General features: G+C 63.9%; 18 protein-coding genes. 7 read left to right on the top strand and 11 right to left on the bottom strand.

Annotated elements, in window-relative coordinates; genetic code table 11:
* Positions 1-58: 58 nt before the first annotated feature.
* The 8 genes from ACFHWW_RS08520 to ACFHWW_RS08485 form a co-directional block, all read right to left on the bottom strand.
* Positions 59-1,123 (bottom strand): ABC transporter ATP-binding protein, encoded by a 1,065-nt coding sequence (locus ACFHWW_RS08520; protein ID WP_379937981.1) that lies wholly within the window; start codon positions 1,121-1,123, stop codon positions 59-61.
* 50 nt (positions 1,124-1,173) lie between these two features.
* Positions 1,174-1,899 (bottom strand): SDR family oxidoreductase, encoded by a 726-nt coding sequence (locus ACFHWW_RS08515; protein ID WP_018096783.1) that lies wholly within the window; start codon positions 1,897-1,899, stop codon positions 1,174-1,176.
* A gap of 123 nt (positions 1,900-2,022) precedes the next feature.
* Complete coding sequence (locus ACFHWW_RS08510; RefSeq protein ID WP_379937979.1) at positions 2,023-3,519, bottom strand: ABC transporter substrate-binding protein; 1,497 nt, start codon at positions 3,517-3,519, stop codon at positions 2,023-2,025.
* A 68-nt stretch (positions 3,520-3,587) separates the two neighbouring features.
* On the bottom strand, positions 3,588-4,469 hold the full coding sequence (locus ACFHWW_RS08505; RefSeq protein ID WP_018096781.1) for a carbohydrate ABC transporter permease: 882 nt from the start codon (positions 4,467-4,469) through the stop codon (positions 3,588-3,590).
* Between the two features lies 1 nt (position 4,470).
* Positions 4,471-5,358: a carbohydrate ABC transporter permease gene (locus ACFHWW_RS08500; protein WP_102762211.1), complete on the bottom strand. Its 888-nt coding sequence runs from the start codon at positions 5,356-5,358 to the stop codon at positions 4,471-4,473.
* A gap of 123 nt (positions 5,359-5,481) precedes the next feature.
* Entirely contained in the window at positions 5,482-7,017 is a 1,536-nt protein-coding gene (gene glpD, locus ACFHWW_RS08495; protein ID WP_379937978.1) for a glycerol-3-phosphate dehydrogenase, read from the bottom strand.
* Positions 7,014-7,826 carry an HAD-IIB family hydrolase gene (locus tag ACFHWW_RS08490; protein ID WP_338277180.1) on the bottom strand — a complete coding sequence of 271 codons (813 nt, stop codon included), beginning with the start codon at positions 7,824-7,826 and terminating at the stop codon, positions 7,014-7,016. Before ACFHWW_RS08490 ends, glpD begins: the two co-directional genes overlap by 4 nt.
* A 4-nt stretch (positions 7,827-7,830) precedes the next feature.
* A complete protein-coding gene (locus tag ACFHWW_RS08485) occupies positions 7,831-9,186 on the bottom strand; it encodes a sn-glycerol-1-phosphate dehydrogenase (protein ID WP_379937977.1) in 1,356 nt (451 codons plus the stop codon).
* 112 nt (positions 9,187-9,298) lie between these two features.
* On the opposite strand from ACFHWW_RS08485, the gene ACFHWW_RS08480 reads away from it, so the two are divergent.
* The 5 genes from ACFHWW_RS08480 to ACFHWW_RS08460 all read left to right on the top strand — a co-directional run bounded on the left by ACFHWW_RS08480 (position 9,299) and on the right by ACFHWW_RS08460 (position 15,035).
* Complete coding sequence (locus tag ACFHWW_RS08480; protein ID WP_018096776.1) at positions 9,299-10,285, top strand: sugar-binding transcriptional regulator; 987 nt, start codon at positions 9,299-9,301, stop codon at positions 10,283-10,285.
* Positions 10,286-10,397: 112 nt separating this feature from the next.
* Positions 10,398-11,903 carry an FGGY-family carbohydrate kinase gene (locus ACFHWW_RS08475; RefSeq protein WP_379937976.1) on the top strand — a complete coding sequence of 502 codons (1,506 nt, stop codon included), beginning with the start codon at positions 10,398-10,400 and terminating at the stop codon, positions 11,901-11,903.
* Positions 11,904-12,047: 144 nt separating this feature from the next.
* A complete protein-coding gene (locus ACFHWW_RS08470; protein WP_018096774.1) occupies positions 12,048-13,034 on the top strand; it encodes an SPFH domain-containing protein in 987 nt (328 codons plus the stop codon).
* 9 nt (positions 13,035-13,043) lie between these two features.
* Positions 13,044-13,499, top strand: a complete 456-nt coding sequence (locus tag ACFHWW_RS08465) for an NfeD family protein (protein ID WP_127709051.1) — start codon at positions 13,044-13,046, stop codon at positions 13,497-13,499.
* A 99-nt stretch (positions 13,500-13,598) separates the two neighbouring features.
* Complete coding sequence (locus tag ACFHWW_RS08460) at positions 13,599-15,035, top strand: outer membrane beta-barrel protein (RefSeq protein ID WP_379937975.1); 1,437 nt, start codon at positions 13,599-13,601, stop codon at positions 15,033-15,035.
* Positions 15,036-15,078: 43 nt separating this feature from the next.
* Here the strand turns inward: ACFHWW_RS08460 and galU are convergent, their stop codons facing one another.
* Positions 15,079-15,966, bottom strand: a complete 888-nt coding sequence (gene galU / locus ACFHWW_RS08455; RefSeq protein WP_100672930.1) for a UTP--glucose-1-phosphate uridylyltransferase GalU — start codon at positions 15,964-15,966, stop codon at positions 15,079-15,081.
* A 300-nt stretch (positions 15,967-16,266) separates the two neighbouring features.
* Between galU and ACFHWW_RS08450 the strand changes: the two genes are divergently transcribed.
* Together ACFHWW_RS08450 and ACFHWW_RS08445 are read left to right on the top strand one after the other, a co-directional pair.
* Positions 16,267-17,484 carry a lytic murein transglycosylase gene (locus ACFHWW_RS08450; protein WP_379937974.1) on the top strand — a complete coding sequence of 406 codons (1,218 nt, stop codon included), beginning with the start codon at positions 16,267-16,269 and terminating at the stop codon, positions 17,482-17,484.
* A 104-nt stretch (positions 17,485-17,588) separates the two neighbouring features.
* Complete coding sequence (locus tag ACFHWW_RS08445; protein ID WP_379937973.1) at positions 17,589-18,851, top strand: DUF459 domain-containing protein; 1,263 nt, start codon at positions 17,589-17,591, stop codon at positions 18,849-18,851.
* 72 nt (positions 18,852-18,923) lie between these two features.
* Here ACFHWW_RS08445 and ACFHWW_RS08440 read toward each other — a convergent pair whose 3' ends face one another.
* Both ACFHWW_RS08440 and gltB read right to left on the bottom strand, forming a co-directional pair.
* Positions 18,924-20,381 carry a glutamate synthase subunit beta gene (locus ACFHWW_RS08440; RefSeq protein WP_018096768.1) on the bottom strand — a complete coding sequence of 486 codons (1,458 nt, stop codon included), beginning with the start codon at positions 20,379-20,381 and terminating at the stop codon, positions 18,924-18,926.
* A 97-nt stretch (positions 20,382-20,478) separates the two neighbouring features.
* The gene (gltB, locus tag ACFHWW_RS08435; protein WP_379937972.1) at positions 20,479-25,203 is read right to left on the bottom strand and encodes a glutamate synthase large subunit; all 4,725 of its coding nucleotides are present in this window, start codon (positions 25,201-25,203) and stop codon (positions 20,479-20,481) included.
* Positions 25,204-25,285 lie beyond the last annotated feature (82 nt).

Here is a 25,285-nt window from a genome sequence, read left to right as displayed (position 1 = left end):
CCGCGTTCGAGCGGCCGGCTCCCAGTCGGTCAATAGTGTAATGTCCGGTCCGCAGCGGTCAGATGCGGACCTCGGTCTCGGCATCGAACACGTGCACCTTGGAGGGTGGGATCGCGAAGCGAACCTCGGCGCCCTCCGAAAACCGCTCCGCCTTGTCGACGACCGCGACGAAGCTTCCCTCCGGGCCCTGGCAGAAAAGCTGCGCGTCATGGCCAAGCCGCTCGGTGAGGATCGCTTTGGCTGCAAGCGGCCCTGCGGCATCGACCACCACGTCGGTCGGGCGCAGGCCGAGGACGACCTTCCTGCCCGGCTTCAAAGCCGGGGACGCCTCCACGGCCAGTCGGCCGGCCGCCGTATCGACGGCGGGAGCGCCATTGTCCGCCACCACGGTTCCGGGGAGGAAGTTGATGGACGAAGAGCCGATGAAGTCTGCAACATATTTGCTGGCGGGCCGGTCGTAGACGTCGTCGGGCGAGCCGATCTGCTCGATCTTGCCCGCGCGCATGACGACGATCTTGTCGGCCATGGTCATGGCTTCGATCTGGTCATGGGTGACATAGATAGTGGTGGTCTTCAGCCGGTTGTGCAACTGGCGGATTTCCGTGCGCATATGAGCGCGCAGCTTGGCATCTAGATTCGACAGCGGCTCGTCGAACAGGAACACCTCCGCCTCGCGCACCATGGCGCGACCCATGGCGACGCGCTGGCGCTGGCCGCCGGAAAGCTCCTTAGGATAACGATCGAGATAGGGGGTGAGGTTGAGGGTTGCGGCCGCCCATTCCACCCGCTCCTTGATCTCCGCGGAAGGAACCTTCGCCACTTCCAGGCTGAAGGCGATGTTGTCGTAGACCTTCATCGTCGGATAGAGCGCGTAGTTCTGGAAGACCATGGCGATCGAACGGTCACGCGGATGCACGTCGTTCACACGCTTTCCGCCGATCATGAGATCGCCTTCGCTGACGGCCTCAAGGCCGGCCGTCATTCTGAGCAAGGTTGTCTTGCCGCAGCCCGAGGGTCCGAGCAGGACCACGAATTCGTGGTGCTCGATTCGGAAGGAGATGTCGCGCATGATCGTGACGGCACCGAAGGACTTGCCGATATTCTGATATTCCACGGTCGCCATCGGTCGTTACTCCCTTGTTCGTTTCGGCCGGCCGTCGCGGCAGCTCTGTCTCAATACTTCTGCCGCGTCGGCGTGATGACGATTTCCTGGACGATCGCGCGTTGCGGCAGCCGATAGGCGTCGAGGATGAGGTCCGCGACGATTTCCGCTGAAATACCGCCGCCGATCGCCGCCTTGTTCGCCTTGTAATTGGCAAGAGTGGTCTCGTCCTTCACGTGGTCCAGCACCTCCGTTTCGATGATGCCGGGGGAGACGACGATGACGCGCACGTCGTGCGGCGCCAGATATTCGCGCAGACTTTCGGACACCGCGTGGACGAAGAACTTTGTGCCGCAATAGACCGTATGGTCCGGGTAGACCTTGCGTCCGGCGATCGAGCTCATCATCACCAGCGTTCCCTGCTTCCGCCCGATCATACCGGATAGCACCGCATGCACGCTGTTCATCACACCCTTGGTGTTGATGTCGATCATCTCGTCCCATTCTTCCGGTGCCTGACGGGCGATGTCGCCGAGCCGTGCGATGCCGGCATTGGCAAACATCATGTCGACCGGCCCGAACTTCGCCTCGGCTTCGCCGACCGCATCGGCAAGTGCAGCGCGATCGCGCACGTCCGCCTTCTTCAGAACGGCATTGGGCAAGTCCAGCGACTCGAGCCGGTCGAGCCTGCGGGCTATGAGCAGCAACGGATGGCCGGCTTTGGAGAAGGCGCGGGCGACGGCCTCTCCAATGCCGGAACTGGCGCCAGTGATCGCTATCAGCGGTTTTTCGGGCATGGTGATCCCCTGTTTTTGCGTTTGTCCCGACCGGAAGGGGCACCGCTAAGACGGCGCGCGCTTGCCGAGGCGCAATGTCGCCGCCGCATTTCGACATGCAGCGGCGCCCCATCCGGATGTGAGTCAGCCTTTCAGAACGGTTTCGACCTGCGAGGCGATGTCGTCCATCGCCTCCTTGGAGGAGCCGTAGCTGCCGGCGAAATACTTGCCGAGGCCGACGGGAATCGTGTCGCTCGACAATTGCGCCCATTCCGGCAAGTCCGGTTCTGAGCCCATGTATTTGTCGATCGTCTCGCGGACGACCGACAAGTGACGGGTCGTGCCGGCGCCGACCCGGGCATTGGCCTTGACGCGCGGGTCGTCATAGACCGAGGCGCGGGTGGGGCCGGTGCCGCCGCCGAGCGTGGTGATGAGGGCCTGCGTGTCGGCGCAGGTGGCCCATTGCATGAAGATCCACGCCGCATCCGGGTTTTTCGAATATCTGGACACCGCCAGCGACGAACCGCCCTGGTGGCCGGTACCGGGGATTTCGCCGTAGCCGCATTCTTCGGGCTTCCTGAGCGCGGCCGGCTGCGGCGGGACGACCGCCTCGCAGAGGCCGGAAACCTTGGTCTGGCTGGCATCGTCGAAATACGGAAAGAACTCGCCCCAGGAGAGCATGGAGGCGGCAACCCCCTGAGCGATCGCCTGGCCCTGGCCGTCCCAGGTCCACTGGTCGACACCCGGCGGCATGGTTTCCTTGAGCCTAGTGTAATAGTCGAGCGCGGCGATGCCCCGTTCGTCGTTGCCGACGAACTTCTTGTCGGGATTGAAGATCGAGCCGCCATTTCCCCAGAGCATGGAGGTCCACTCACACTCCAGCGCATAGTGGCCCGACTTCATCTGCCCTGCATAGCCGTAGAGGTTCGGCCCCATTTCCTTCGTGATAGCGGCGGAATTGTTCAGCAGGTCCTCGAACGTCGTCGGCGCCTTGAGACCGAGCTTTTCGTAGATATCCTTGCGGTAGATCATGATGAAGATGGGAATGTCGTAGGGAACGCCAACCCAGCGATCCTCATACTTGGCGATGCCGTCGACGAGCGCCGGCATGAAATCGTCGATGTTGTAGTTCGGCATGGCGAGGTCTGGCTTGTCCTGAAGCTGCTCGCGCGGATCGAACACGTCCTGGCTGAAGGATGCCGACCAGCTCTGATCGATGTAATAGAGATCGTAGGTTCCGAGCGAAGAGGCGACGTCGAGCGTCAGCTTCTGCAGAACCTGTTCGAGCGGCAGGACTTCGATCTCGACCCTGATACCGGTCGCTTCCTCGAAATATTTCTTCAGCTGCGAGTTGATGGCGTTCGACGGCGGAGTGGATTCCGTGGCGAGCTTCAACGTCGTTCCCGCAAAGGGCTTGGCGACGTCCTTGAGCCAGGAGATCACCTCGGCCGACGGCTGAAGCTGTTCCTGGGCGAGCGCCCTGCTTAGGCCGAAGGGGCGGTTGCCGAAACCCATTCCGAGCGCGGTTGCGCCTAGGCCGAGCGTGCCGGCGGCGCGCAGGAAGCTGCGGCGGTCGATCTCGCCGCGGACGAAGCGGTCGGTCACAGACGCGAGATAAAACTTTCTGTCTTTCTCTTTCATGTCTTCCTCCTCTATCGGCGCCGGAAATGGCCCCGATCTCTCCTGTTGTCGGCGCGAGCGCCGCATTCTCACTGCTTCAGCGAACCCATCGTCAGGCCACGGACGAGGTGGCGTTGAACGAGCAGGATCACGACGAAGGCGGGCACGATCGCCGCTGCCCCGAGGGCGGCCATATTGCCCCAGGCCGTTCCGATCGATGTCACGAAGGTCGACGACACGACCGGCACGGTCTTCAGCCCGGTCTGCGTCAGGGTCAGGACGAAGAGAAACTCCGTCCACGAGAAGATGAAGCAAAGTACGGCGGTAGCGGCGATGCCGCCCTTGGCCATCGGCAGCACGATGCGTCGGAAGATCGTCCAGCGCGACGCGCCGTCGAGCAGCGCGCTCTCGTCGATCTCCGCCGGTATGTCGTCGAAGAAGCTCTTCAGAAGCAGTACCGCCAGCGGCAGGTTCATGAGACCGTGCACGAGGATGACACCCGTATAGGTATCGAGCAGGTTGAACTGCTTGAATATGAAGAACATCGGGATCGCCACCGCTACCGGCGGCATCATGCGGGTCGACAGCACCCAGTTGACGAATTCATGGCGGCCGCGGAAATGCATGCGCGACAGTGCATAGGAGGCAAGTGTCGCGACCACGATCGCCAGCACAGTCGAGCAGGATGCGACGACGATCGAATCCCAAAGGCGCGGCCCCATGTAGAAGTTGCCGCCACCCGGCGTCACGGCTTCCTGGCTGCCGAAGCCGAAACCCAGCGATATGCCGAAGACTTGCTCGAAATTCCTCACGGTCGGCTGGAAGCCGAAGAAAATCGGTGGCCAGTTGAAGATGTCCTTTGCGTCGCGGAAGGCGACCGATGTCCAGAAATAGATCGGGAAGAAGAAGGCTCCGACGACGAGCCAACCGGCAATGGTGCGCAGCGTGCGGGCGAAAGCGCTCTGATGCATGTTACCACCTCACCTTTGCAACGCGGATGAATGTGTTGGCAATGACCATGACGATGATCAGGCTCGTCAGACTGAGCGTGGCGCCGTAGCCCCACTTCAGAAACGAGAAGGTCTGCTGCCAGGCATAGAGGCTGACCGTGTAGGTGGCGGTGCCTGGCCCGCCCGAGGTCATGACGAAGACGTAGTCGAACACGCGGAATAGGTCGATGCCGCGCAGCAGCACCGCGACGGCGATGACGCGCGACATCATCGGCAGCGTCAGCCGGCGGAACATCTGCCAGGACGATGCGCCGTCGATCATCGCCGCCTCGTAAGGCTCCGCCGGCAGCGAGCGAAGCCCGGCCAGGAAGATCAGCACCATGAACGGCGTCCATTGCCAGACTTCCGCGATCAGAACCCCGATCAGCGCGAGCGAGGACGTGGCAAGCATCGGCGTCGCCTTGTCGAGCAGGCCGACGAGGCCCAGCAGATAGGAGAGCGCCCCGAACTGCGAATCCTCCATCAGGAGAAACATCATGCCGGCAATGGCGGGGGGGATGACCAGCGTCATCGAAAGCACCGCGCGCAGCATCCCGAAACCCGGCAGTTCGGCGTCGAGGAGAAGCGCGATCGCCATGCCGAGGACGATTTCGATCGTCAGGGCCACGGCGAAATAGAGGAACGTGACACCAAGTGCACCCCAGAAGCGACTGTCGTTCCAAAGTTGAATCCAGTTGTCGACGCCGACGAACTTGAGTCCTCGGCTCTTCGGCACGAATTCGTGGAAGCTCAGCCAGACATTGTAGATGAACGGATAGATGGTGAAGACGGCGAGCAGCGCGATAAGCGGCAGGAGCCACGGCCACGGCGAATCCGAGATCGCGATGCGTTTTACCTGTGCAATCGACATTGCCTTCTCCTCCCACGGACGCCAGTCGCGGCGGTAACCCGCCCTGGTCCGTCCCCTCCGACAATTCGACGGTGCGGAACACCGTCGTCTCCCCTCGTGCGCCCGCCTTCCCCGGAAGCGGTCCTAGCCTGCCGCGCGCGCCGCCTCGCCGCTGCGGCGCCGTTCCTGCATGTATCTGTCGAGCGCCTCTATCTCCTCGCTCGTCATCCGCAGTCCCGACTTCGTGCGCCGCCAGACTGCGTCGGCAGCCGTCAGTGCAAACTCGCGCTCCATCAGGAAGGTGATCTCCGCCTCGGTCATGGAGCCGCCGAAGTCGCGGCCGAGATGGGCGCGCTCCCGCGCCTTGCCGAGAATGCCGCGTGCCTCCAGTCCGTAATGACGCACCAGTCGGCGCGCCTCCCGCCAGGTGAGATAGGGATGCTCGGAGAGAATGGCTCTTGCGAGATCGTCGGCCGTTCCGACCGGAAAGGCGCCACCCGGAAGCGGCTGCGCCGCCGTCCAGCCCCGCTGCCTGTTCCACTCGGGAAAGACCGTCGCGAGCTGTTCCAGGACATCCTCGGCCAGGCAGCGATAGGTGGTGATCTTGCCGCCGAAGATGGAGAGTAACGGCGCCTGCGCTTCCGGCCGATCGAGCTCCAGCACGTAATCGCGCGTCGTCTCCTGCGCGTCGGCCGCGCCGTCATCGAACAGAGCGCGCACGCCGGAATAGCTCCAGACGACGTCGGCTGCGGAAAGATCGGCACGGAAATAGGACGATGCTGCGGTCAGCAGGTAATCTATCTCCTCCGCCGACGCGGTGACCTCTTCGGGAGCGTGCCTGTAATCCCGATCGGTCGTGCCGATGAGGGTGAAATCCTCCTCATAGGGAATAGCGAAGAAGATGCGGCCGTCCGGATTCTGAAAGATGTAGCAGCGGTCGTGCTCGTAGAGCTTCCTGACGACGATGTGACTGCCCTGAACCAGGCGTACGCGGCCCGCCGCACCGACGCCCGCGACCTCGGACACGATCCTGTCGGCCCAAGGGCCCGCGGCGTTGACGAGGGCGCGAGCCGTCGCTTCGCTCTTCAGGCCGGTCTCGGCATCTTCGAAAGTCAGCCTCCAGAGACCGCCTTTGCGGCGAGCGGCGACGCAGCGTGTACGCACCCTGATGTCGGCGCCTCTCATCGCCGCATCGCGCGCATTGAGTACGACGAGTCGGTTATCCTGCACCCAGCAGTCGGAATATTCGAACCCAACTGACGAGACGTCGCGCAGCGGCTCCCCTGCAGGGTGGTTCCTCAGCCGCACGGTATGCGTTGCCGGCAAGAGCTTGCGCCCGCCCAGATGATCGTAGAGGAACAGGCCGAGCCGCAGCAGCCAGGCGGGACGCAATCCCTTGCGGTGCGGCAACACGAAACGCAGCGGCCAGATGATATGGGGCGCGATTCCCCAGAGCCGCTCGCGCTCTTCCAGAGCATGGCGGACCAGTCGAAACTCGTAGTGTTCCAGATAGCGCAGGCCACCATGAATGAGTTTGGTGGAGGCCGAGGATGTGGCCGAACCGAGATCGGATTGTTCGGTGAGCAGGACCCTCAGACCGCGGCCAGCCGCATCGCGGGCGACGCCTGCTCCGTTGATGCCGCCGCCGATAATGGCAATGTCGAAGGCCGCTCCCTTCATGCCGCGTCCCTCCCCGACCGGGCGTCGAGGATGTGGTTCGCAACCTCGACGAAGCCGTGACCTCCCTCGCGGGCCGCCACATAGGCCGGCTCCGCCTCGATGCGACCTTTGAAGGAGAGCACATTCGCAACGCCACAGGCATTGGGGAAGAAGCCGAACATAGGCGCATCGTTCGGGCTGTCGCCGACGAAAACGATCGTCTCGCGCTCGCTGTCGATGTCGACGCCCAGAATGTCGGCGGCGAAGCGACGCGTCGTGGTCAGCTTGTCATAGGCGCCATACCAGCCGTTGACATGGATGGAAGAGATCTTGGCGACGGCACCCTCCTCCTCGAAGATGCGCTTGATCCGGTCCACCTCCGATGCCGGGAGCGCCGGCACGTCCTCGCAAAAATCGATGGCGAGATCGGCCTCTCGGTAGAGCTGATCGGCAGAGACCGCTGCGCCGCGCACTTCCGCGAGGATACGGGCGCTCACCTGGCTGAGCTTCTCGCGGTCGGCGGCACGCTGGGCTTCGGCGATAGCGAAGCGGCGGTGCATGCGATGCTCCGTCTGGTCGTAGGCGAAATAGAAGGCGCCATTTTCGCCGACGACTCCCGCGACCGGCCACATGCGGGCGATCATGTCGCACCAGCCGGCCGGTCGCCCGGTAATCGGGGCAACGGCAACGCCCGCATCGGCGAGGCGCTCGACGGCGTCGTAGGCGGCGGCCGGCAGCCGGCCTTCGTTGGTCAGTGTGTCGTCGATGTCGGCAAAGAGCACCTTGATCCGGGCGGCGACATCGATAGGCATCTCGGCAACCGCGCGCATCGCCTCACGCCTCCCCGGCGGCGAAATCCTCGAGGATGCCCGCGTCGGCGGCGATATCGAGGAAGGTGTAACGGTTGCGCATCTCTCGGCAGTGCAGCACGGCCTCCCGGTAGGTATCGGCGGGCAGCCCGAGGTCGGCCGCCGTCATCGGGCCGCCGGCATCCCGTAGAAGTCTCTCCATCTCGGCCACCGGCAGTGCGAAAGCCTCCAGCTCCCGGCGCAGCGTCGGCCAGAGTTCGGAGAGCTTTTCGTTGATCTCGCCGGCGGAAGCTGCATCGAAAATCTTCGGCTGGATTTCGGCGTAGCACTGGGCGGCGATGTCGTCGCCCATACGCCGGGCCATCTCGGAAGGGTCGATCTTCGTGGGGCGGACGACCGGCGGCTTGTCGCTGTCGAGGAAGATGCGCTGCAGCCGCGCCATGGTCAGCGTTGCTACCCCCACCTGCTGGCCGTGCAGCGTGCCCGGATGATTTTCGCCGGCAAAGCAGTCGATATAGTGAGATATCTGATGCTCGCCCATCGAGCCGTGGTTCGACATTCCGGTGAAGGAGACCCCAAAGCCGCAAAGCGTCAGGACGCGATGAAGGTAGCCGTTGGCCTCGATGCGACCTTCGGCAATGCCCGCCGCACGCGCGTTCAACGCCCGCTCGTCGGCACCCTGGAGGATATAGGGTACGCTGGAATAGAGACTGCCCGTCAGCCGGTGGGACATCCACCAGTCGATTTGCGCGACAGAGCGCACGAGGCAATCGGCGAAACCGGCCGCCGAGAGATAGCGAGGCGCTGCGGCAGTGACCGCGAGATCGACGAAAAAGCCGGCCGGCGCATGCGAGGGAAGCGAGACCTTCAGGCCGTTTTCCAAGGTGATGGAGGCAGTCGTGGAAGTATAGCCGTTCATCGAGGCGGCCGTCGCGAACACGGCGTATCGGCGATTGGTGCGCCCGGTGACGAATTTGCAGAGGTCGTTGATCGTGCCGGAACCCACCGCGATTACGGCATCCGCCCCGGAAAGCCTTTCGGTCAACGCGCTCACGGCACCCATATCCGCATGCGGATGGTCGAGAATGACCGCATCGACCGGACCGAGGCTCTTCAGCGCGGATGCGACGCGCCCGCCCATCGCATCCCAGGTGGCTGCGTCGGACACCACCGCATAGCGTTCGCCCAAGCCGAGGCTGGCGACGAGATCGGCCTCGGCTCCGTCCAGCGATTCCGCAATGGCGATCTTCTCGTAGGGAACGCTGGCCGGCCTACCCGTTTCGGGGTTGATCCAGTTCCCGGCAAGAATGTCGTCGATGAGGACCGCCCAGCCTCCTTCGGGCGCACATGCGGAGGTGTTCTGCTGGCTTGCGGTTTCCATACCCTCGTTCCGTGCTCTCAATCTCGTAGCATGTGACAACATGAATTGGCATATGTCAATACACATGCCAGAGATGATTGACAAATGCCATCAGGCTCTGCCAGATAGCGCCATGGCAAGGGAAAAGACTTCCGGCAGGACCGGCGAGGAAACCACGGCGGGGATACCCACCGAGTTCGATGATGCGGTGATGTGGGCCGCCTGGCTCTACTATGCCGACCAGATGACGCAGAGCGAGATCGCCAAGCAGCTCAACGTATCGCGAGCCACCATCGTCAATTACCTGCAGGAGGCACGCGAGCGCGGCATCGTCTCCGTGAACATCAACCCCAAGGCCGGCGGCCGCACCAGCGTCGCCCGCGCACTGATGGAGAAGTTCGGCCTTCAAGGCGCCTTCGTCATCCCGAACGGTGACGAGGAGAGCCTGTCGCAGCGGCTCGGCGAAGCCGGCGCGCGCGTATTGGCCGACCAGATCGAGGACGGCGATACGATCGGCGTCGCCTGGGGGCGCACCGTACTCGCCGTCGCAGACCGCATTTCCCTGACGCGCCCTGTCGGAAATCTGACCGTGGTGCAGGTCTCCGGCAGTTCGACCGGCGAGCCCAACTTCTCGCCCGAACTCTGCACCTCCCTGCTTTCGAACCGCATCCACGCCCGCTGCGTCAACCTTTTGGCGCCTGCCGTTCTGTCGACGCGCGAGCTGAAGGCGGCGTTGCTCAACGAACCGGTGCTGAGGAAGCAGATGGATCTGGTGCATTCGACCAACCGCATTCTCTTCGGCGTCGGCGACATCGGCCCGAAGAGCACGGTGCGGGCCTCCGGCATCGCAAGCCGGGAGGAGATAGACGACTATGTCGCGCGCGGTGCCACGGCCGTGATTATCGGTCGCTTCATCGATGCGCATGGTGCCGCGATCGGCGGAGACCACGATGAAAGGATGGTCGGCATTTCGCTCGACGAGCTGAAGCAGGTGGCGAGCCGCATTTGCGTGGCCGGAGGCGCGGTCAAGATCGCCGCGATCACCGCCACGCTCGAAGCCGGCTACGCCACCCATTTCGTAACCGACATCGCCACGGGAGAGGCGTTGCTGGCGAAGTGATCAGGGCGACCCCGGTCGTCCGGTGCGGCTGATCTCGGCCGGGAGGAAGGGCCAATGCGTGTGGTGCGGTCTAAGGAGGACCGCATGGTGTTGAGCCGTGGAGGAGGTGCGCATGCAGCTGGACGAACGCTATGTCATCGGCTTGGATTCATCGACCCAATCCGTCAAGGCCATCGCCTGGACAGCGGACGGCACACCCCGTGCCGAGGGCCGCGCGCCGCACCGCATCTCGACGCCGCATCCGCTCAAGGCGGAGCAAGATGCCGAGGACTGGTGGTCGGCCGCCTGCCAGGCGCTGTCATCACTCATGCGCCAGATCGATCCGGCCCGGGTCGACGGTATCGCGATTTCGAACCAGCGCGAAACGATGGTCCTGCTCGGCCAGGACCGAAAGCCGCTCAGCCCGGCAACCCTCTGGCTCGACCGCCGCGCGCAGGACGTGGTTCAGCTGCTCGCGGACGAATTCGGCGCCGAGCGGCTGCATGCGACCTCGGGCAAGCCGGTCGACACCATTCCCTGCGTGTATCGCCTTTTCTATTATCGGCAGTATGAGCCGGAAATGCTGGACCGCGCGGCGCAGATCCTGAGCGTACATGATTACCTGACTCAGAAGCTGACTGGCGAGGCCGCTGCAAGCTGGACCAGCGGCGATCCCTTCGGGCTCCTCGATATCGAGACGAAGCAATGGTCCCGCGCGATTCTCGACCACCTCGGCATTCCGCTCGCCAAGCTGCCGCCGCTTTACCGGCCCGGTACGCTGATCGGCCAGGTAACCGCGGATGCCGCGGCGGCGACGGGCCTCGCCGCGGGGGTGCCGGTCTATGCCGGCGGCGGCGACGGCCATTGCGCCGGCCTGGGAGTCAATGTGATCAAACCGGGCGTCGTCTACCTCAATCTCGGCACGGCCGTCGTCGGCGGTTGCTGGACCCCGACGCGCAAGCTCAGCCGCTACTGGCGCACCCTGGTTTCGCCGAGCGGCGAAGGCTATCTGCTCGAAAGCTGCCAGCGCGCAGGCGCCTATTTCGTCAACTGGCTGCTGGACACCTTCGCCGGAGGACGATCGGATCCCTCAATTTTCGAGAGGCTCGAAGCGGACGCGGCCAGCCTGAGTGTCGGCTCCGGTGGCGTCACCGTCTGCTCCTACCTCATGGGCTGCATGGACCCGCACTGGGACGCGGATGCCCGCGCAGCCTTCACCGGCATGGGTCCTGAGACGGGCATGGGCCATCTCTACCGTGCCTCGATGGAAGCCATTACGCTGGAATTCGTCCGGTCCCTGCGCGAAATGAGATCGATGGGCGTATTGGCCGATCGGATCTTCGTCATCGGCGGCGGCGCCGGCAGCCCGCTTTGGCGGCAGATGATCGCGGATGCCAGCGGACTGCCTGTCATTCGCAGCCTTTCCGACGAGGCCTCCGCACTCGGCGCCGGGATGTCCGCTGCCGTCGGCGCCGGCTGGTACGGGCATTTCAGCGAGGCCGCCGACGCCATGTCGCGCCTCGCCGAACAGGTCGAACCGCGACCAGCCACCGCCGAAGCATGGGCGGCGCTGTCCCGCCGGCAGGCAAACCTCTACCACGCGATCCGCCACCTCGATCATGCCGATAACGGCACCTGACCCATTTGTGTTGAGGACAGTTGGCCGTGAGGCATCGCAGAAACGCGCGGACCTTTCCGACACGCTTGAATTATCCCCGCGAATCGCCACCTGATCACTCGGGCGCGACTCCAAACGCTGGAGTTGCAGAAGGAAGGGGCTGTCATGGGCGGTATGGATATCGCAGTCGTCGCATTCGTCGTTGTCGTGATCCTCGTGCTCTTTGCCGGGATCAAGACGGTGCCGCAGGGCTACCGCTATACGGTCGAGCGTTTCGGCCGTTACACGAGGACGATGGAGCCGGGGCTTAATCTCATCGTCCCTTTCATCGATCGCATCGGTTCCAAGCTGAGCGTGATGGAGCAGGTGCTCGACGTTCCGACGCAGGAGGTCATCACCAAGGACAATGCGAGCGTGTCGGCGGATGCGGTCGCCTTCTATCAGGTCCTGAACGCCGCACAGGCGGCCTACCAGGTCGCCAATCTGGAAAACGCGCTCCTCAACCTGACGATGACCAACATCCGCTCCGTCATGGGCTCAATGGATCTGGACGAACTCCTGTCGAACCGCGACACGATCAACGATCGATTGCTCCACGTCGTGGACGAGGCCGCCAATCCCTGGGGCATCAAGATCACCCGCATCGAGATCAAGGACATCGCGCCGCCGAAAGACCTGGTCGACGCCATGGCCCGGCAGATGAAGGCGGAACGCGAGAAGCGCGCACAGGTGCTCGAAGCGGAGGGCTCCAGAAATGCGCAGATCCTGCGTGCCGAAGGCGCGAAGCAATCGGCGATCCTCCAGGCCGAAGGACAGCGCGAGGCCGCCTACCGCGAGGCGGAGGCGCGCGAGCGACTGGCCGAGGCGGAGGCCAAGGCGACCCGGATGGTCTCCGAGGCGATCGCAGCCGGCGACGTGCAGGCGATCAACTATTTCGTCGCGCAGAAATATACCGAGGCCCTTGCCGCGATCGGAACGGCGAGCAACCAGAAGATCGTCCTGATGCCGATGGAAGCCTCGTCGCTCATCGGCTCGCTCGGCGGCATAGGCGCGATCGCGAAGGAGGTCTTCGGTGAAGGCACCGCGTCCTCCCCGCGCCAGCGCCAGTCCACGCCCCGAACCGGTCCTTCCGTTCCATCGGAAACGCCCTGAGGATCGCCCATGATCACGCGCATCATCCTCGAACTCGGCCCCTGGAGCTGGTGGGTCCTAGGCCTCCTGCTGCTGGCGGCGGAGCTGATCCTGCCCGGCGTCTTCCTCGTGTGGATCGCGCTTGCCGCGCTCGTCACCGGGGCCCTCTCGCTCTTCTTCTGGGAGGCGCCGTTCTGGAGTTGGCAGGTGCAGTTCGTCGCCTTCGCTTTGCTCTCGGTCGCTTCCGTCCTTATCGGGCGGCGCTTCGTCTCCTCTTCCGCCGAGAGCGACGAGCCTCTGCTCAACAGGCGCGGCGAAAGCCTCGTCGGACGGACGGCAGTGCTCGAGCAGCCGATCAAGGAGGGCCGCGGGCGCGTGCGGCTCGACGATACGACATGGTCCGTCGAGGGCCCCGACCTTCCGGTCGGCACACGCGTGCGCATCGTCGCGAGCAGCGGCCGCCACCTTACGGTCGAGCAGATCTGAACACATCCGCGTTCGGAAACTGCGGTAGAGAAACGATTGGTTAACCACGCGCCTTTACGATTGCGAAACGATTGCAATCAAATTGCGGACAGACGGCGCATGGTGCCCAATATCTCACGCTCGATGATGGCGGGCGCCTTGCGTGTGAAGCCGCCGGCATGGCTGCTGGCGGGCTGCGCTTTCCTCGCCTATGCGCCAGCGAGCGCGCAAAGCCTCGGCGATCCATCCCCGGCGGGCGTCTCCGTCGCCGCCTCAGCAGACCAGCCGCTTCCGGTCTTAATCGACCCGCAGGAGACCGGCGCCCTTGCCGGCACCGACCTTTCGCCTGCCCTGGACGAGGACTTCAACCGCCTGAACCGGCGCGAGGAGACGATCGACGGGCTGCGCAGGCGCATCGATCCCGATGACGGTCAGGCGCCCGGCATTCGCATCGGCACCTTCGTTCTGAAGCCGGCGCTCAGCGAGACCTTCAACCACGAACGGCAGAAGAACGGCGGCAGCAGTCAGAGCCGGAGCTTCCTGGAGACCGGGCTCAAGGGTTCGCTCACCTCCGACTGGTCCCGCCATCAGCTCAGCGTGACCGGCGAAGGCGTGATCGAGGACAACATATCCGGTGAGGGCCAGGAGGAGCCGCGCGCCGACATCGACGCGGAACTGCGCCTCGACCTCGGCGCGGAGACCATTGCAAGGCTGAGGACAGGCTACAGTTTCGAACGCGAAGATGCGAACGACCCGAATGCCATCGCCAATGCAGACAGCCAATCCGGCGTCCATAGCTATCGCCTGGGCGCCGCGGTCGAGCGCGACCTCGGTCTCATTCGCGGCTCGCTCGGCGTGGATTTCGAGCGCCGCACCTATGGCGATGTCGAGCTCGACAATGGGACGACGCTCTCGCAGGAGGATCGCGACCGCAATCTCGGCACCCTCACCGGGCGGATCGGCTACGAGCTTTCGCCGGCGCTCGTCCCCTTCCTCGAGGCCTCCGTCGGCAAATCGATCTATGATCTGCGTCGGGATACGTTCGGCTTCGAGCGCTCCTATGAGAGCTATGCCGGCCGCGCCGGCATGGAGGTCGATCTCGGCGAAAAGCTCAACGGTGAACTGGCGCTCGGTTACGAGACCTTCCGCTTCGACGACGAACGGCTCGGCGACCTCAACGGATTCTCGCTCGACGGCCGCGTCAACTGGTCACCGCACCGCGGCACCGACGTCCTTTTCGGCGTGCTGACCTATGTCGATCCCTCGACCACTCCGGGCGAGGCGGGATCGATCAATTACGAGCTGACGAACGTGGTCACGCATCAGTTGCGTTCGACCCTCGTCGGCCGGCTTTCGAACAGTCTCACCCTTCGCGATTTTCCTTCGGATGCGACCGCCTCCGACGAGACGACCTGGCGAACCGGCGCCGGACTCACCTGGGACATGAGCCGCTATCTCGCGCTCACCGGAGACGTGAGCTACGAGCGCACGGAAAGGGACGAGGGTAGCTCGACCGATACCACGCGGGTTGGCCTCGGCCTGACGCTCCGGCGCTGATCGGGAGGGCCGCGTTGGGCGGCCTCCCCGGCTACGCGCGAGCTTACTTCAGACCCTGCAGGAGCGTCTTGAGCGGTCCTTCCACGATGGGGCGGATATCGCCGCGCTCGAGAGCGAAGGCGACGTTCGCCAGGATGAAGCCGTCCTTGGCGCCGCAATCATACGTATCGCCGCGGAAGCGATAGGCGGCGAAGGCCTGGGCTTCGGCGAGCTTCACCATGCCGTCGGTCAGCTGGATCTCGTTGCCGGCGCCGCGTTCCTGCTTTTCCAGGATCGGGAAAATCTCCGGCTGCAGGATGTAGCGGCCATTGATGAAGAAGTTCGACGGTGCCGTCCCCTTGGCCGGTTTCTCGACCATCTTGGTGATCCGGAAACCGTCGCCGACCGTCTCGCCCACGCCGACGATCCCGTATTTATGCGCCTGGTCGGGCGCACATTCCTCGACCGCGACGACGTTGCCGCCGGACTCTTCGTAGAGCTCGACCATGCCCTTGAGGCAGCCCTTCTCGCCCTTCATGATCATGTCGGGCAGGAGCAGCGCGAAGGGCTCGTTGCCGACGAGATCGCGGGCGCACCAGACGGCATGGCCGAGGCCCAGAGGTGCCTGCTGACGGGTGAAGCTCGTGGTACCGGCCTTCGGCAGCATGGCTTCGAGGAGCTCGATCTCCGCCTTCTTGTTGCGCTCGCGCAGCGTCTGGTCCAATTCGACCTGGATGTCGAAATAGTCCTCGATGACCGCCTTGCTGCGGCCGGTCACGAAAATCAGATGCTCGATGCCGGCTTCGAGCGCCTCATCGACGACATATTGGATGACCGGCTTGTCCACCACCGTCAGCATCTCCTTCGGAACCGCCTTGGTCGCGGGAAGGAAACGGGTCCCGAGACCTGCAACGGGGAAAACGGCTTTGCGGACTTTGCGCTTGTCGGTCATTGGCACCTCCTTGCAGTGCATCTCAGTCTAGCCTGAAACAGGAAAATTGAATTGGATTTAGTCGCCGACTGCCAATTTTTTGCGAAGGAAGACGACTCGGTATTTTCATGGTAAAGACTTTGTTGACTTCGTTTCTGTAGGCTTCTCCCTCGACCGATACGGCTTCCGCCGTCCGGTCCCTAGAAGAACCGCATACTGCCCTTTCCAGTGGCCTGGTGCGGGCAAATTGCGAACCTCGGAGTAGTCGGTTCGGCATGAACGCCGGCTGAACGCTCCACCGAGAAACGGAACCGACAGCAGATGATGAAAAACCGCAGGACGTTCTTCCGACATATCGCCGCCGCTCTCGTTGTTGCCGCCGCTTTTGGGTCGTCGCCCGCGCGTGCGGATCAGGGTTTTCAAAACTGGATCAATAACTTCTATGCAACGGCTGCCAAGAGCGGCATCAGCCAGGCGACCTATCGCAAGGCCTTCGCCGGCGTGAAGACGCCTGATCCGGCCGTGCTGGAGAAGGCCGCCTATCAGCCCGAATTCAAGCACAAGATCTGGGAGTATGTCGACGCGCGTGTCAATCCGTATACCAAGCGGATAGGACAGGAAATGGCGGCGAAGCATGCCCGCACGCTCAATGCCCTCGAACGGCACTACGGCGTCGACAAATCCATCCTGCTCGCCATCTGGTCGATGGAATCGAACTACGGCGCGATTCTCCAGAAAGACGACCGGCTGCACTACGTGCCGCGGGCGCTGGCGACCCTTGCCTATGCCGATTCAAGGCGGTCCAAATTTGCGAAGACCCAGCTCATCGCGGCACTGAAGATCCTGCAGAGCGGCGACATCACCCCGCGGGAGCTGACGGGTTCCTGGGCGGGCGCCATGGGACACACCCAGTTCATTCCGACGAGCTATCTGCTCTATGCGGTCGATGCCGACGGCAACGGCCATCGGGACATCTGGAACTCGGTGCCGGATGCGCTTGCAACGGCTGCCAATCTCTTGCGGAAGAACGGCTGGCGCCCCGGCGAAACATGGGGTTACGAGGTCGTCGCGCCGGCCAATGCGGCGAAATATTCGGGCCAGACCAAGACGCTCGGCCAGTGGGCGGCTCTCGGCTTCGCCCGCCCGGGCGGCAAGGGCTTCAGCAATCCGAAGATGCGAGCCGAACTGAAGCTGCCCGGCGGCGGCAGCGGCCCCGGATTCTTGATGACGAAGAACTTCTTCGTCATCAAGCGCTATAACGCCTCCGATTCCTACGCGCTCGGGGTCGGGCTTCTTGCGGATCAGATCGCAGGATATGCCGGCATGCAGCAACGCTGGCCGCGTCCGGACGGTTCGCTCGACATCAGCGAAAAATTCGAGCTGCAGAACCGGTTGAAGGAACTCGGCTATTACGACGGCGAAGTCGACGGCAACTTCGGCTCGGGCTCGAAAGCAGCAATCCAGGCGTTCCAGACCCAGAACGGCCTGGCGCCGGACGGGGAGCCGACACAGCGTCTGTTGCGCGCCCTGCGCAGGTGAAACGCACCCGCAGCTTTCTCTCATCACGGCGATTCCCGATCAAACGGTGCCAATCGCCGTGATCTGGCGTATGGTTGCGGGAATGTCTGCCATTCGACGGTGAAATGATCATGCTGACGATCCGATACCGCGGGAAGGGACTGTTTTCGCGTTTGCTTCGGCTGGCTCCCGTCTTGGTCGGCGCTGCGGCGATGGTCGCCGCCGGTTTCTTTGCCACTGTGGCCGAGGCGCAGGAGCGGGTGCCACGACGCAACGTGCTGCAAAGGCTCTTCGGCGTCTTCACGCCGCAAAGGCGCGTCTATTACGAGGATCAGTACGATCTTCGGCGCCAGCCGCGGCCGCAGCGCATACAGAAGCGCCGAGCGCAACCATCGGAGCCACGGCAGTCGCGCCCGAGCCGGGCCAAGCCGCGGCCCGCCGCGGCACCGCCGCCCGCGCCGGTCGTCGTGGAGAAATCTCCGGACGCCAAGAAGGTCCTGGTCGTCGGAGACTTCGTTGCCGGCAGCCTTGGCGACGGTTTGAAGGTCGCGTTCGAAACCACGCCCGGCATCGTGATCGAGACGCGCGCCAACGGCTCCTCGGGTATCGTCCGCGACGACTATTTCGACTGGCCCAAGGCGCTGCCGGACGCCATCGCGGAACTCAAGCCCGCCGTCATCGTCGTGAGCCTCGGCGCCAATGATCGCCAGATGATGCGGATCGGCGACGTGCAGGAGAAGTTCCGGACCGACGCCTGGACGGAAGAATACCGCAAGCGCGTCAATGCACTGGCGACGCTTGCGCGCAAGGACAATCTTCCGGTCCTCTGGGTCGGAATGCCGCCCTTCCAATCGACGTCCATGACCGCCGACATGGTGACGTTCAACGGAATCTACCGCGAAGAGGTGGAGAAGGTCGGCGGCCAGTTCATCGACATCTGGGACGGCTTCGTCGATGAAGGGGGAAAGTTCGTCCTGACCGGCTCCGACATCAACGGGCAGCAGGTCCGCCTCAGGGGTTCTGACGGCATCAACCTGACGAAGGCCGGAAAGCGCAAACTGGCCTTCTATGTCGAAAAGGACATTCGCAAGCTATTGGGCGAAGCGGCAGCGACCACGGACGTTCCGGGTGCGGAAGGCCTGAAGGACCTGGTCGTCAGCAAGCCGCTTGCCAACGAAGATATCATCAAGACGCAGCCGATCAGCCTGATCGATCCCGAACTCGATGGAGCGACCGCCCTTCTCGGCGGCGACACGCCCCTCAAGAGCACGGGCAAGAGCCCGCGCGACCGGCTCATCGAAAAGGGCGAGGTGGTCGTCGCCCCGGCCGGACGTATCGACGATTTCCGGCTGACGAAGCAGGGGCCGCCGGGCAGTTCTACCCGTTGATGCGGAAATGCGGGGCTCCGGGAACTCCGCTTTTGCCCCCCATTCGCCTGCCGGGCCCGGCGAGGACTGGCCCTACCGCGGCAGCACCGTCGAGCCCATCAGCGCCTCGTCGATCGCGCGCGCCGCCTGCCGGCCCTCGCGGATAGCCCATACGACGAGCGACTGGCCGCGGCGAATGTCGCCCGCCGCCCACAATTTGTCGACCGAAGTCCTGTAGTCGCGCTCGTTGGCGACGACATTGGTCGAACCGCGGCGGTCGGTGTTGACCGTCAGCTTGTCGCCGAGATCCTTGAGGACGCTGTCTGCGAAGGGCCCGCGGAAACCGATGGCGATGAAGGCGAGATCGGCCTTGATGATGAACTCGGTACCGGCGATCGGCTTGCGGCGCTCGTCGACCTGACAGCATTTGACGCCGGTGAGATTGCCGTCCTCGTCGCCGACAAATTCGAGCGTCGCGACCTGGAACTCGCGAACCGCACCCTCGGCCTGGCTGGAGGAGGTGCGCATCTTCGTCGCCCAGAAGGGCCAGACCGCAAGCTTGTCTTCCTTCTCGGGCGGTTGCGGACGAATATCGAGCTGTGTCACCTTGACGGCGCCCTGGCGGAAGGCGGTCCCGACACAGTCGGATGCCGTGTCGCCGCCGCCGACGACGACGACGTGCTTGCCGCCGGCGAGGATCGGCTCGGACGGCCAGCCCACGCTGTCGATGTTCTCGCGGCCGACACGACGGTTCTGCTGTACCAGATAAGGCATGGCGTCGTGCACGCCGACGAACTCCACGCCGGGGATGCCGGCGTCGCGCGGCGTCTCGGAGCCGCCGCAATAGAGCACGGCGTCGTTTTCATCGACGAGCTTTTGCACCGCGACATCGACACCGACATTGACGCCGCAATGGAAGGTCACGCCCTCGCCCCGCATCTGCTCGACACGACGGTCGATGAAGTTCTTCTCCATCTTGAAATCGGGAATGCCGTAGCGCAGCAGCCCGCCGGGCTTGGACTCGCGTTCGTAGACATGCACCTCGTGGCCGGCGCGCGCCAGTTGCTGGGCAGCCGCCATGCCGGCGGGCCCGGAGCCGATGACCGCAACCTTCTTGCCGGTCTTGGTCACGGCCGGCTGCGGCACGATATAGCCCATCTCATAGGCCTTGTCGGCAATCGCCTGCTCGACCGTCTTGATCGCCACCGGCACGTCTTCGAGGTTCAGCGTGCAGGCTTCCTCGCAGGGCGCCGGGCAGACGCGGCCGGTAAATTCCGGGAAGTTGTTGGTCGAGTGCAGGTTGCGGATCGCCTCGTCCCAATTGCCGTTATAGACGAGGTCGTTCCAGTCCGGGATCTGGTTGTGCACCGGGCACCCCGTCGGCCCGTGACAATAGGGAATGCCGCAGTCCATGCAGCGAGCGGACTGCTTCTGCACTTCCTGATCGGACATCGGAATGGTGAATTCGCGGAAATGGCGGATGCGGTCGGATGCCGGCTGGTACTTCGCCACCTGCCGGTCGATCTCCAAAAACCCAGTAACCTTGCCCATCTTATGATCCTGACATCTTCAATCTCAACAGGCGCGCTCGAGCGCGCGTGATGGCCCCTGACCCGGGCGGGCCGGGAGCCGTATTCACGAGGGCCGGTTACTCGGCCGCTTCAGCCATCTTCATGCGCTCCATGTCCTCGAGCGCGCGGCGGTACTCTACCGGCATCACCTTGCGGAACTTCGGCCGGTAGTCCGCCCAGCGATCGAGGATCTCCTTGGCGCGGACCGAACCCGTATAGTGCAGGTGGTTCGAGATGAGCTGGTAGAGGCGCTCCTCGTCGTGGCGCGTCATGTCGCCCGAGACGTCCACCATGCCCTTGTGCATGAGGTCGCCGCCGTGGTGATGCAGCTTCTCCAGCATGTCGTCCTCCTCCGGAACCGGCTGCAGTTCGACCATGGCCATGTTGCAGCGCCGGGCGAAGTCGCCCTCCTCGTCGAGCACGTAAGCGACACCGCCCGACATGCCGGCCGCGAAGTTGCGGCCCGTGCCGCCGAGAACGACGACGACGCCGCCGGTCATGTATTCGCAGCCGTGATCGCCGACGCCTTCCACGACCGCGATCGCACCGGAATTGCGCACGGCAAAGCGTTCACCGGCGACGCCGTTGAAGTAGCACTCTCCGGAAATCGCGCCGTAAAGCACGGTGTTGCCGACGATGATCGACTGGTGCGGCACGATCCGAGCGTTCTCCGGCGGCCGGACGATGATGCGCCCGCCCGAGAGGCCCTTGCCGACATAGTCGTTGCCGTCTCCGACGAGATCGAAGGTGATGCCGCGGGCGAGGAACGCCCCGAAGGACTGGCCAGCCGTGCCCTTGAGGGTCACGTGGATCGTATCGTCCTTCAGCCCCTTGTGGCCCCAGCGCTTGGCAAGCGCGCCCGAAAGCATCGCGCCGGCCGAACGGTCGACGTTCCTGATCCCGGCTTCGAAGGCGACCGGCACCTTGGTCTCGAGCGCGAGTTTCGCCTTCTCGATCAGCCTGCGGTCGAGAATGTCGTCGATCGGATGGTTCTGGCGCTCCGTCCAATAGGTGGCTTCCTTCGGAGCCTCCACCTTGTGGAAGATCTTCGAGAAGTCGAGGCCCCTCGCCTTCCAGTGCTCGATCATCCGGTCGCGGTCGAGCAGATCCGAGGCTCCGATGATGTCGTCGAGCTTTCTGGCGCCAAGCGATGCGAGGATCTCGCGCACTTCCTCCGCAACGAAGAAGAAGTAGTTGACGACATGCTCCGGCGTCCCCTTGAAGCGCTTCCGGAGCACCGGATCCTGGGTGGCGACGCCGACGGGACAGGTGTTCAGGTGACACTTGCGCATCATGATGCAGCCGGCCGCGATCAGCGGCGCGGTCGCGAAGCCGAATTCGTCGGCGCCGAGCAGCGCTCCGATGACGACGTCACGGCCGGTCTTCAGGCCGCCGTCGACCTGCAGCGCGATGCGGGAGCGCAGACCGTTGAGCACCAGCGTCTGCTGCGTTTCGGCAAGGCCGATCTCCCACGGACTACCCGCATGCTTCAGCGAGGTCAGCGGCGAAGCGCCGGTGCCGCCGTCGAAGCCGGCAATGGTGATGTGATCGGCGCGTGCCTTGGCCACGCCGGCCGCAACGGTGCCGACACCCACTTCCGATACCAGCTTGACCGAGACATCGGCCTCCGGATTGACGTTCTTCAGGTCGTAGATCAGCTGCGCCAGATCCTCGATCGAATAGATGTCATGATGCGGCGGCGGCGAGATCAGGCCGACACCCGGTGTCGAATGCCGCGTCTTGGCGACGGTCGCATCTACCTTGTGACCCGGCAGCTGGCCGCCTTCGCCGGGCTTTGCGCCCTGCGCCACCTTGATCTGCAGAACGTCGGCATTGACCAGATATTCGGTGGTGACGCCGAAGCGGCCGGAGGCGATCTGCTTGATCGCCGACCGTTCGGGGTTCGTCGAGCCGTCCGGCAGCGGCAGGTAGCGATCGCTCTCCTCGCCGCCTTCGCCGGTGTTGGACTTGCCGCCGATCCGGTTCATCGCGACCGCGAGCGTCGTATGCGCCTCGCGGCTGATCGAGCCGAAGGACATGGCGCCCGTCGAGAAGCGCTTGACGATCTCCGCAGCCGGCTCGACCTCCTCGATCGGGATCGGCTTGCGGCCGGCCGCCTCGGCCCCCTTGATCGTGAAGAGCCCACGGATCGTGTTCATGCGGCTCGCCGACTCGTTCATCGTCGCCGAGAATTCGCGATAGCGGTCCTCGGCATTGCCGCGCACGGCATGCTGCAGCGAGGCGATGGCGTCCGGCGTCCAGGCATGGCTTTCGCCGCGCATCCGGAAGGCATATTCGCCGCCGATGTCGAGCGTATTGGCAAGCACCGGATCGCTTCCGAAGGCCGCCTTGTGACGCGCCACGGTTTCGGCAGCGATCTCCTCAAGGCCGATGCCTTCGATCGTCGTCGCAGTACCGAAGAAGTACCTGCCGACCAGCGCGGACGAAAGGCCGACGGCGTCGAATATCTGCGCGCCGCAATAGGACTGGTAGGTGGAAATGCCCATTTTGGACATGACCTTGAGGATGCCTTTGCCGACCGCCTTGATGTAGCGGTAGACGACTTCCTTCTCGTCGACTTCCTTCGGAAACTCTCCGCGCTTGTGCATGTCGACGAGCGTGTCGAAGGCGAGATAGGGGTTGATCGCTTCCGCGCCGTAGCCGGCGAGCAGGCAGAAATGATGAATTTCGCGCGGTTCGCCCGACTCGACGACGAGGCCGACCGAGGTGCGCAGACCCTTGCGAATCAGGTGGTGATGGACGGCCGCGGTCGCGAGCAGCGCCGGGATCGCCACGCGATCGGGACCGATCTGCCGGTCGGAAAGCACGATGATGTTGTAGCCGCCCTTGACTGCCGCTTCCGCCCTTTCGCAGAGACGATCGAGCATTTCCAGCATGCCTTCGGCACCGCGCGAAATGTCATAGGTGAAATCGAGCGTCTTCGTGTCGAAGCGGTCTTCGGTGTGGCCGATCGAGCGGATCTTCTCGAGGTCGCCATTGGTCAGGATCGGCTGGCGGACTTCCAGCCGCTTCGCATGCGCCATGCCCTCGTGGTCGAGGATGTTCGGGCGCGGGCCGATGAAGGAGACGAGGCTCATCACCAGTTCCTCGCGGATCGGATCGATCGGCGGGTTGGTGACCTGCGCGAAGTTCTGCTTGAAATAGGTGTAGAGCAGCTTCGGCTTGTCGGACATGGCCGAGATCGGCGTGTCGGTGCCCATGGATCCGATCGCCTCCTGACCGGTCGTCGCCATCGGCGACATCAGGAGCTTCGTGTCCTCATGGGTGTAACCGAAGGCCTGCTGGCGGTCGATCAGCGACACGTCGCGCCGCAGCGCCCGCGGCTCGACCGGCTTCAGTTCTTCGAGGATCAGCTGGGTGTTGTCGAGCCATTGGCGATAGGGATGCTTGCCGGCGAGCGACGACTTCACCTCCTCGTCGGAGATGATACGCCCCTCTTCCATGTCGATCAGCAGCATCTTGCCGGGCTGCAGCCGCCATTTCTTGACGATCTTGTCTTCGGCGACCGGCAGCACGCCGGCCTCCGACGCCATGATGACGCGGTCGTCGCTGGTGACGATGTAGCGCGCCGGGCGCAGGCCGTTGCGGTCGAGCGTGGCGCCGATCTGGCGGCCGTCGGTGAAGGCGACCGCCGCCGGTCCGTCCCACGGCTCCATCAGCGCCGCATGATATTCGTAGAAGGCCTTGCGCTCAGGCGACATGAGCTGGTTGCCGGCCCAGGCCTCGGGGATCAGCATCATGACGGCATGCGAGAGCGAATAACCGCCGCGCACGAGGAATTCGAGCGCATTGTCGAAACAGGCCGTGTCCGACTGCCCTTCATAGGAGATCGGCCAGAGCTTGGAAATGTCGTCGCCGAAGAGCGGCGAGGAAACGGAAGCCTGCCGTGCGGCCATCCAGTTGACGTTGCCGCGCAGCGTGTTGATCTCGCCGTTATGCGCAACCATCCGATAGGGATGCGCGAGCTTCCAGGACGGGAAGGTGTTGGTCGAGAAGCGCTGGTGCACGAGTGCGACGGCCGACTGGAAGCGCTCGTCGGCGAGGTCCTTGTAATAGGCACCCACCTGGTAGGCGAGGAACATGCCCTTGTAGACGATGGTGGTGGTCGACAGCGACACGATATAGAAGCCGAGATCGCCACCATCGGCTTCCGCATAGATGCGGTTGGAGATCACCTTGCGAAGCGTGAACAGCCGCCGTTCGAATTCATCGCTGCTCGCGGCCTCCCGGCCAGCGCCGATGAACACCTGGACATGGTGCGGCTCGGTCGCGGCGATGTCGGGCGCCTTGGAGAGAGACGAATTATCGACCGGCACGTCGCGGAAGCCGAGCATTATCTGCCCTTCCTCGGCCACGACTTCACTGATCACCTCCTTGAAATGGGCAATGAGCTTCTCATCGCGCGGCATGAAGAGATAGCCGACGGCATATTCGCCCGCCTTCGGCAGGGTGACGCCCTGCTTCGCCATCTCCTCGCGGAAGAAGCGGTCGGGGATCTGGACCAGAATGCCCGCGCCGTCGCCCATCAGCGGGTCGGCACCGACCGCTCCGCGATGGGTCAGGTTTTCGAGCATGAAGAGGCCGTCGCGCACGATCTGATGCGACTTCTCGCCCTTGAGATGGGCTACGAAGCCGACGCCGCAGGCGTCATGTTCGTTTCGTGGATCGTACAGCCCCTGTTTTCGCGGCAGGCCGGAGGGGAATGCGGGCGTTTTCACAGCCGTCGCAGCGTCTTGTGCGAGGTTGAGCCCAATCTGTCGTGATGGCGAATGATCCGTCATCTTTTCCCTCCTGTTGAACCCGGGAATTCCGGGCATAACGCGGCCCGCACGCAGTTGCCGCATGGCGCTTTTCGCACGGCGG

Source organism: Sinorhizobium sp. P24N7, assembly GCF_042436655.1.
GTDB lineage: Bacteria > Pseudomonadota > Alphaproteobacteria > Rhizobiales > Rhizobiaceae > Sinorhizobium > Sinorhizobium meliloti_A.
The sequence above is the reverse complement of the archived record's forward strand: the minus strand, read 5'-3'. Positions and strand labels throughout refer to the sequence as shown.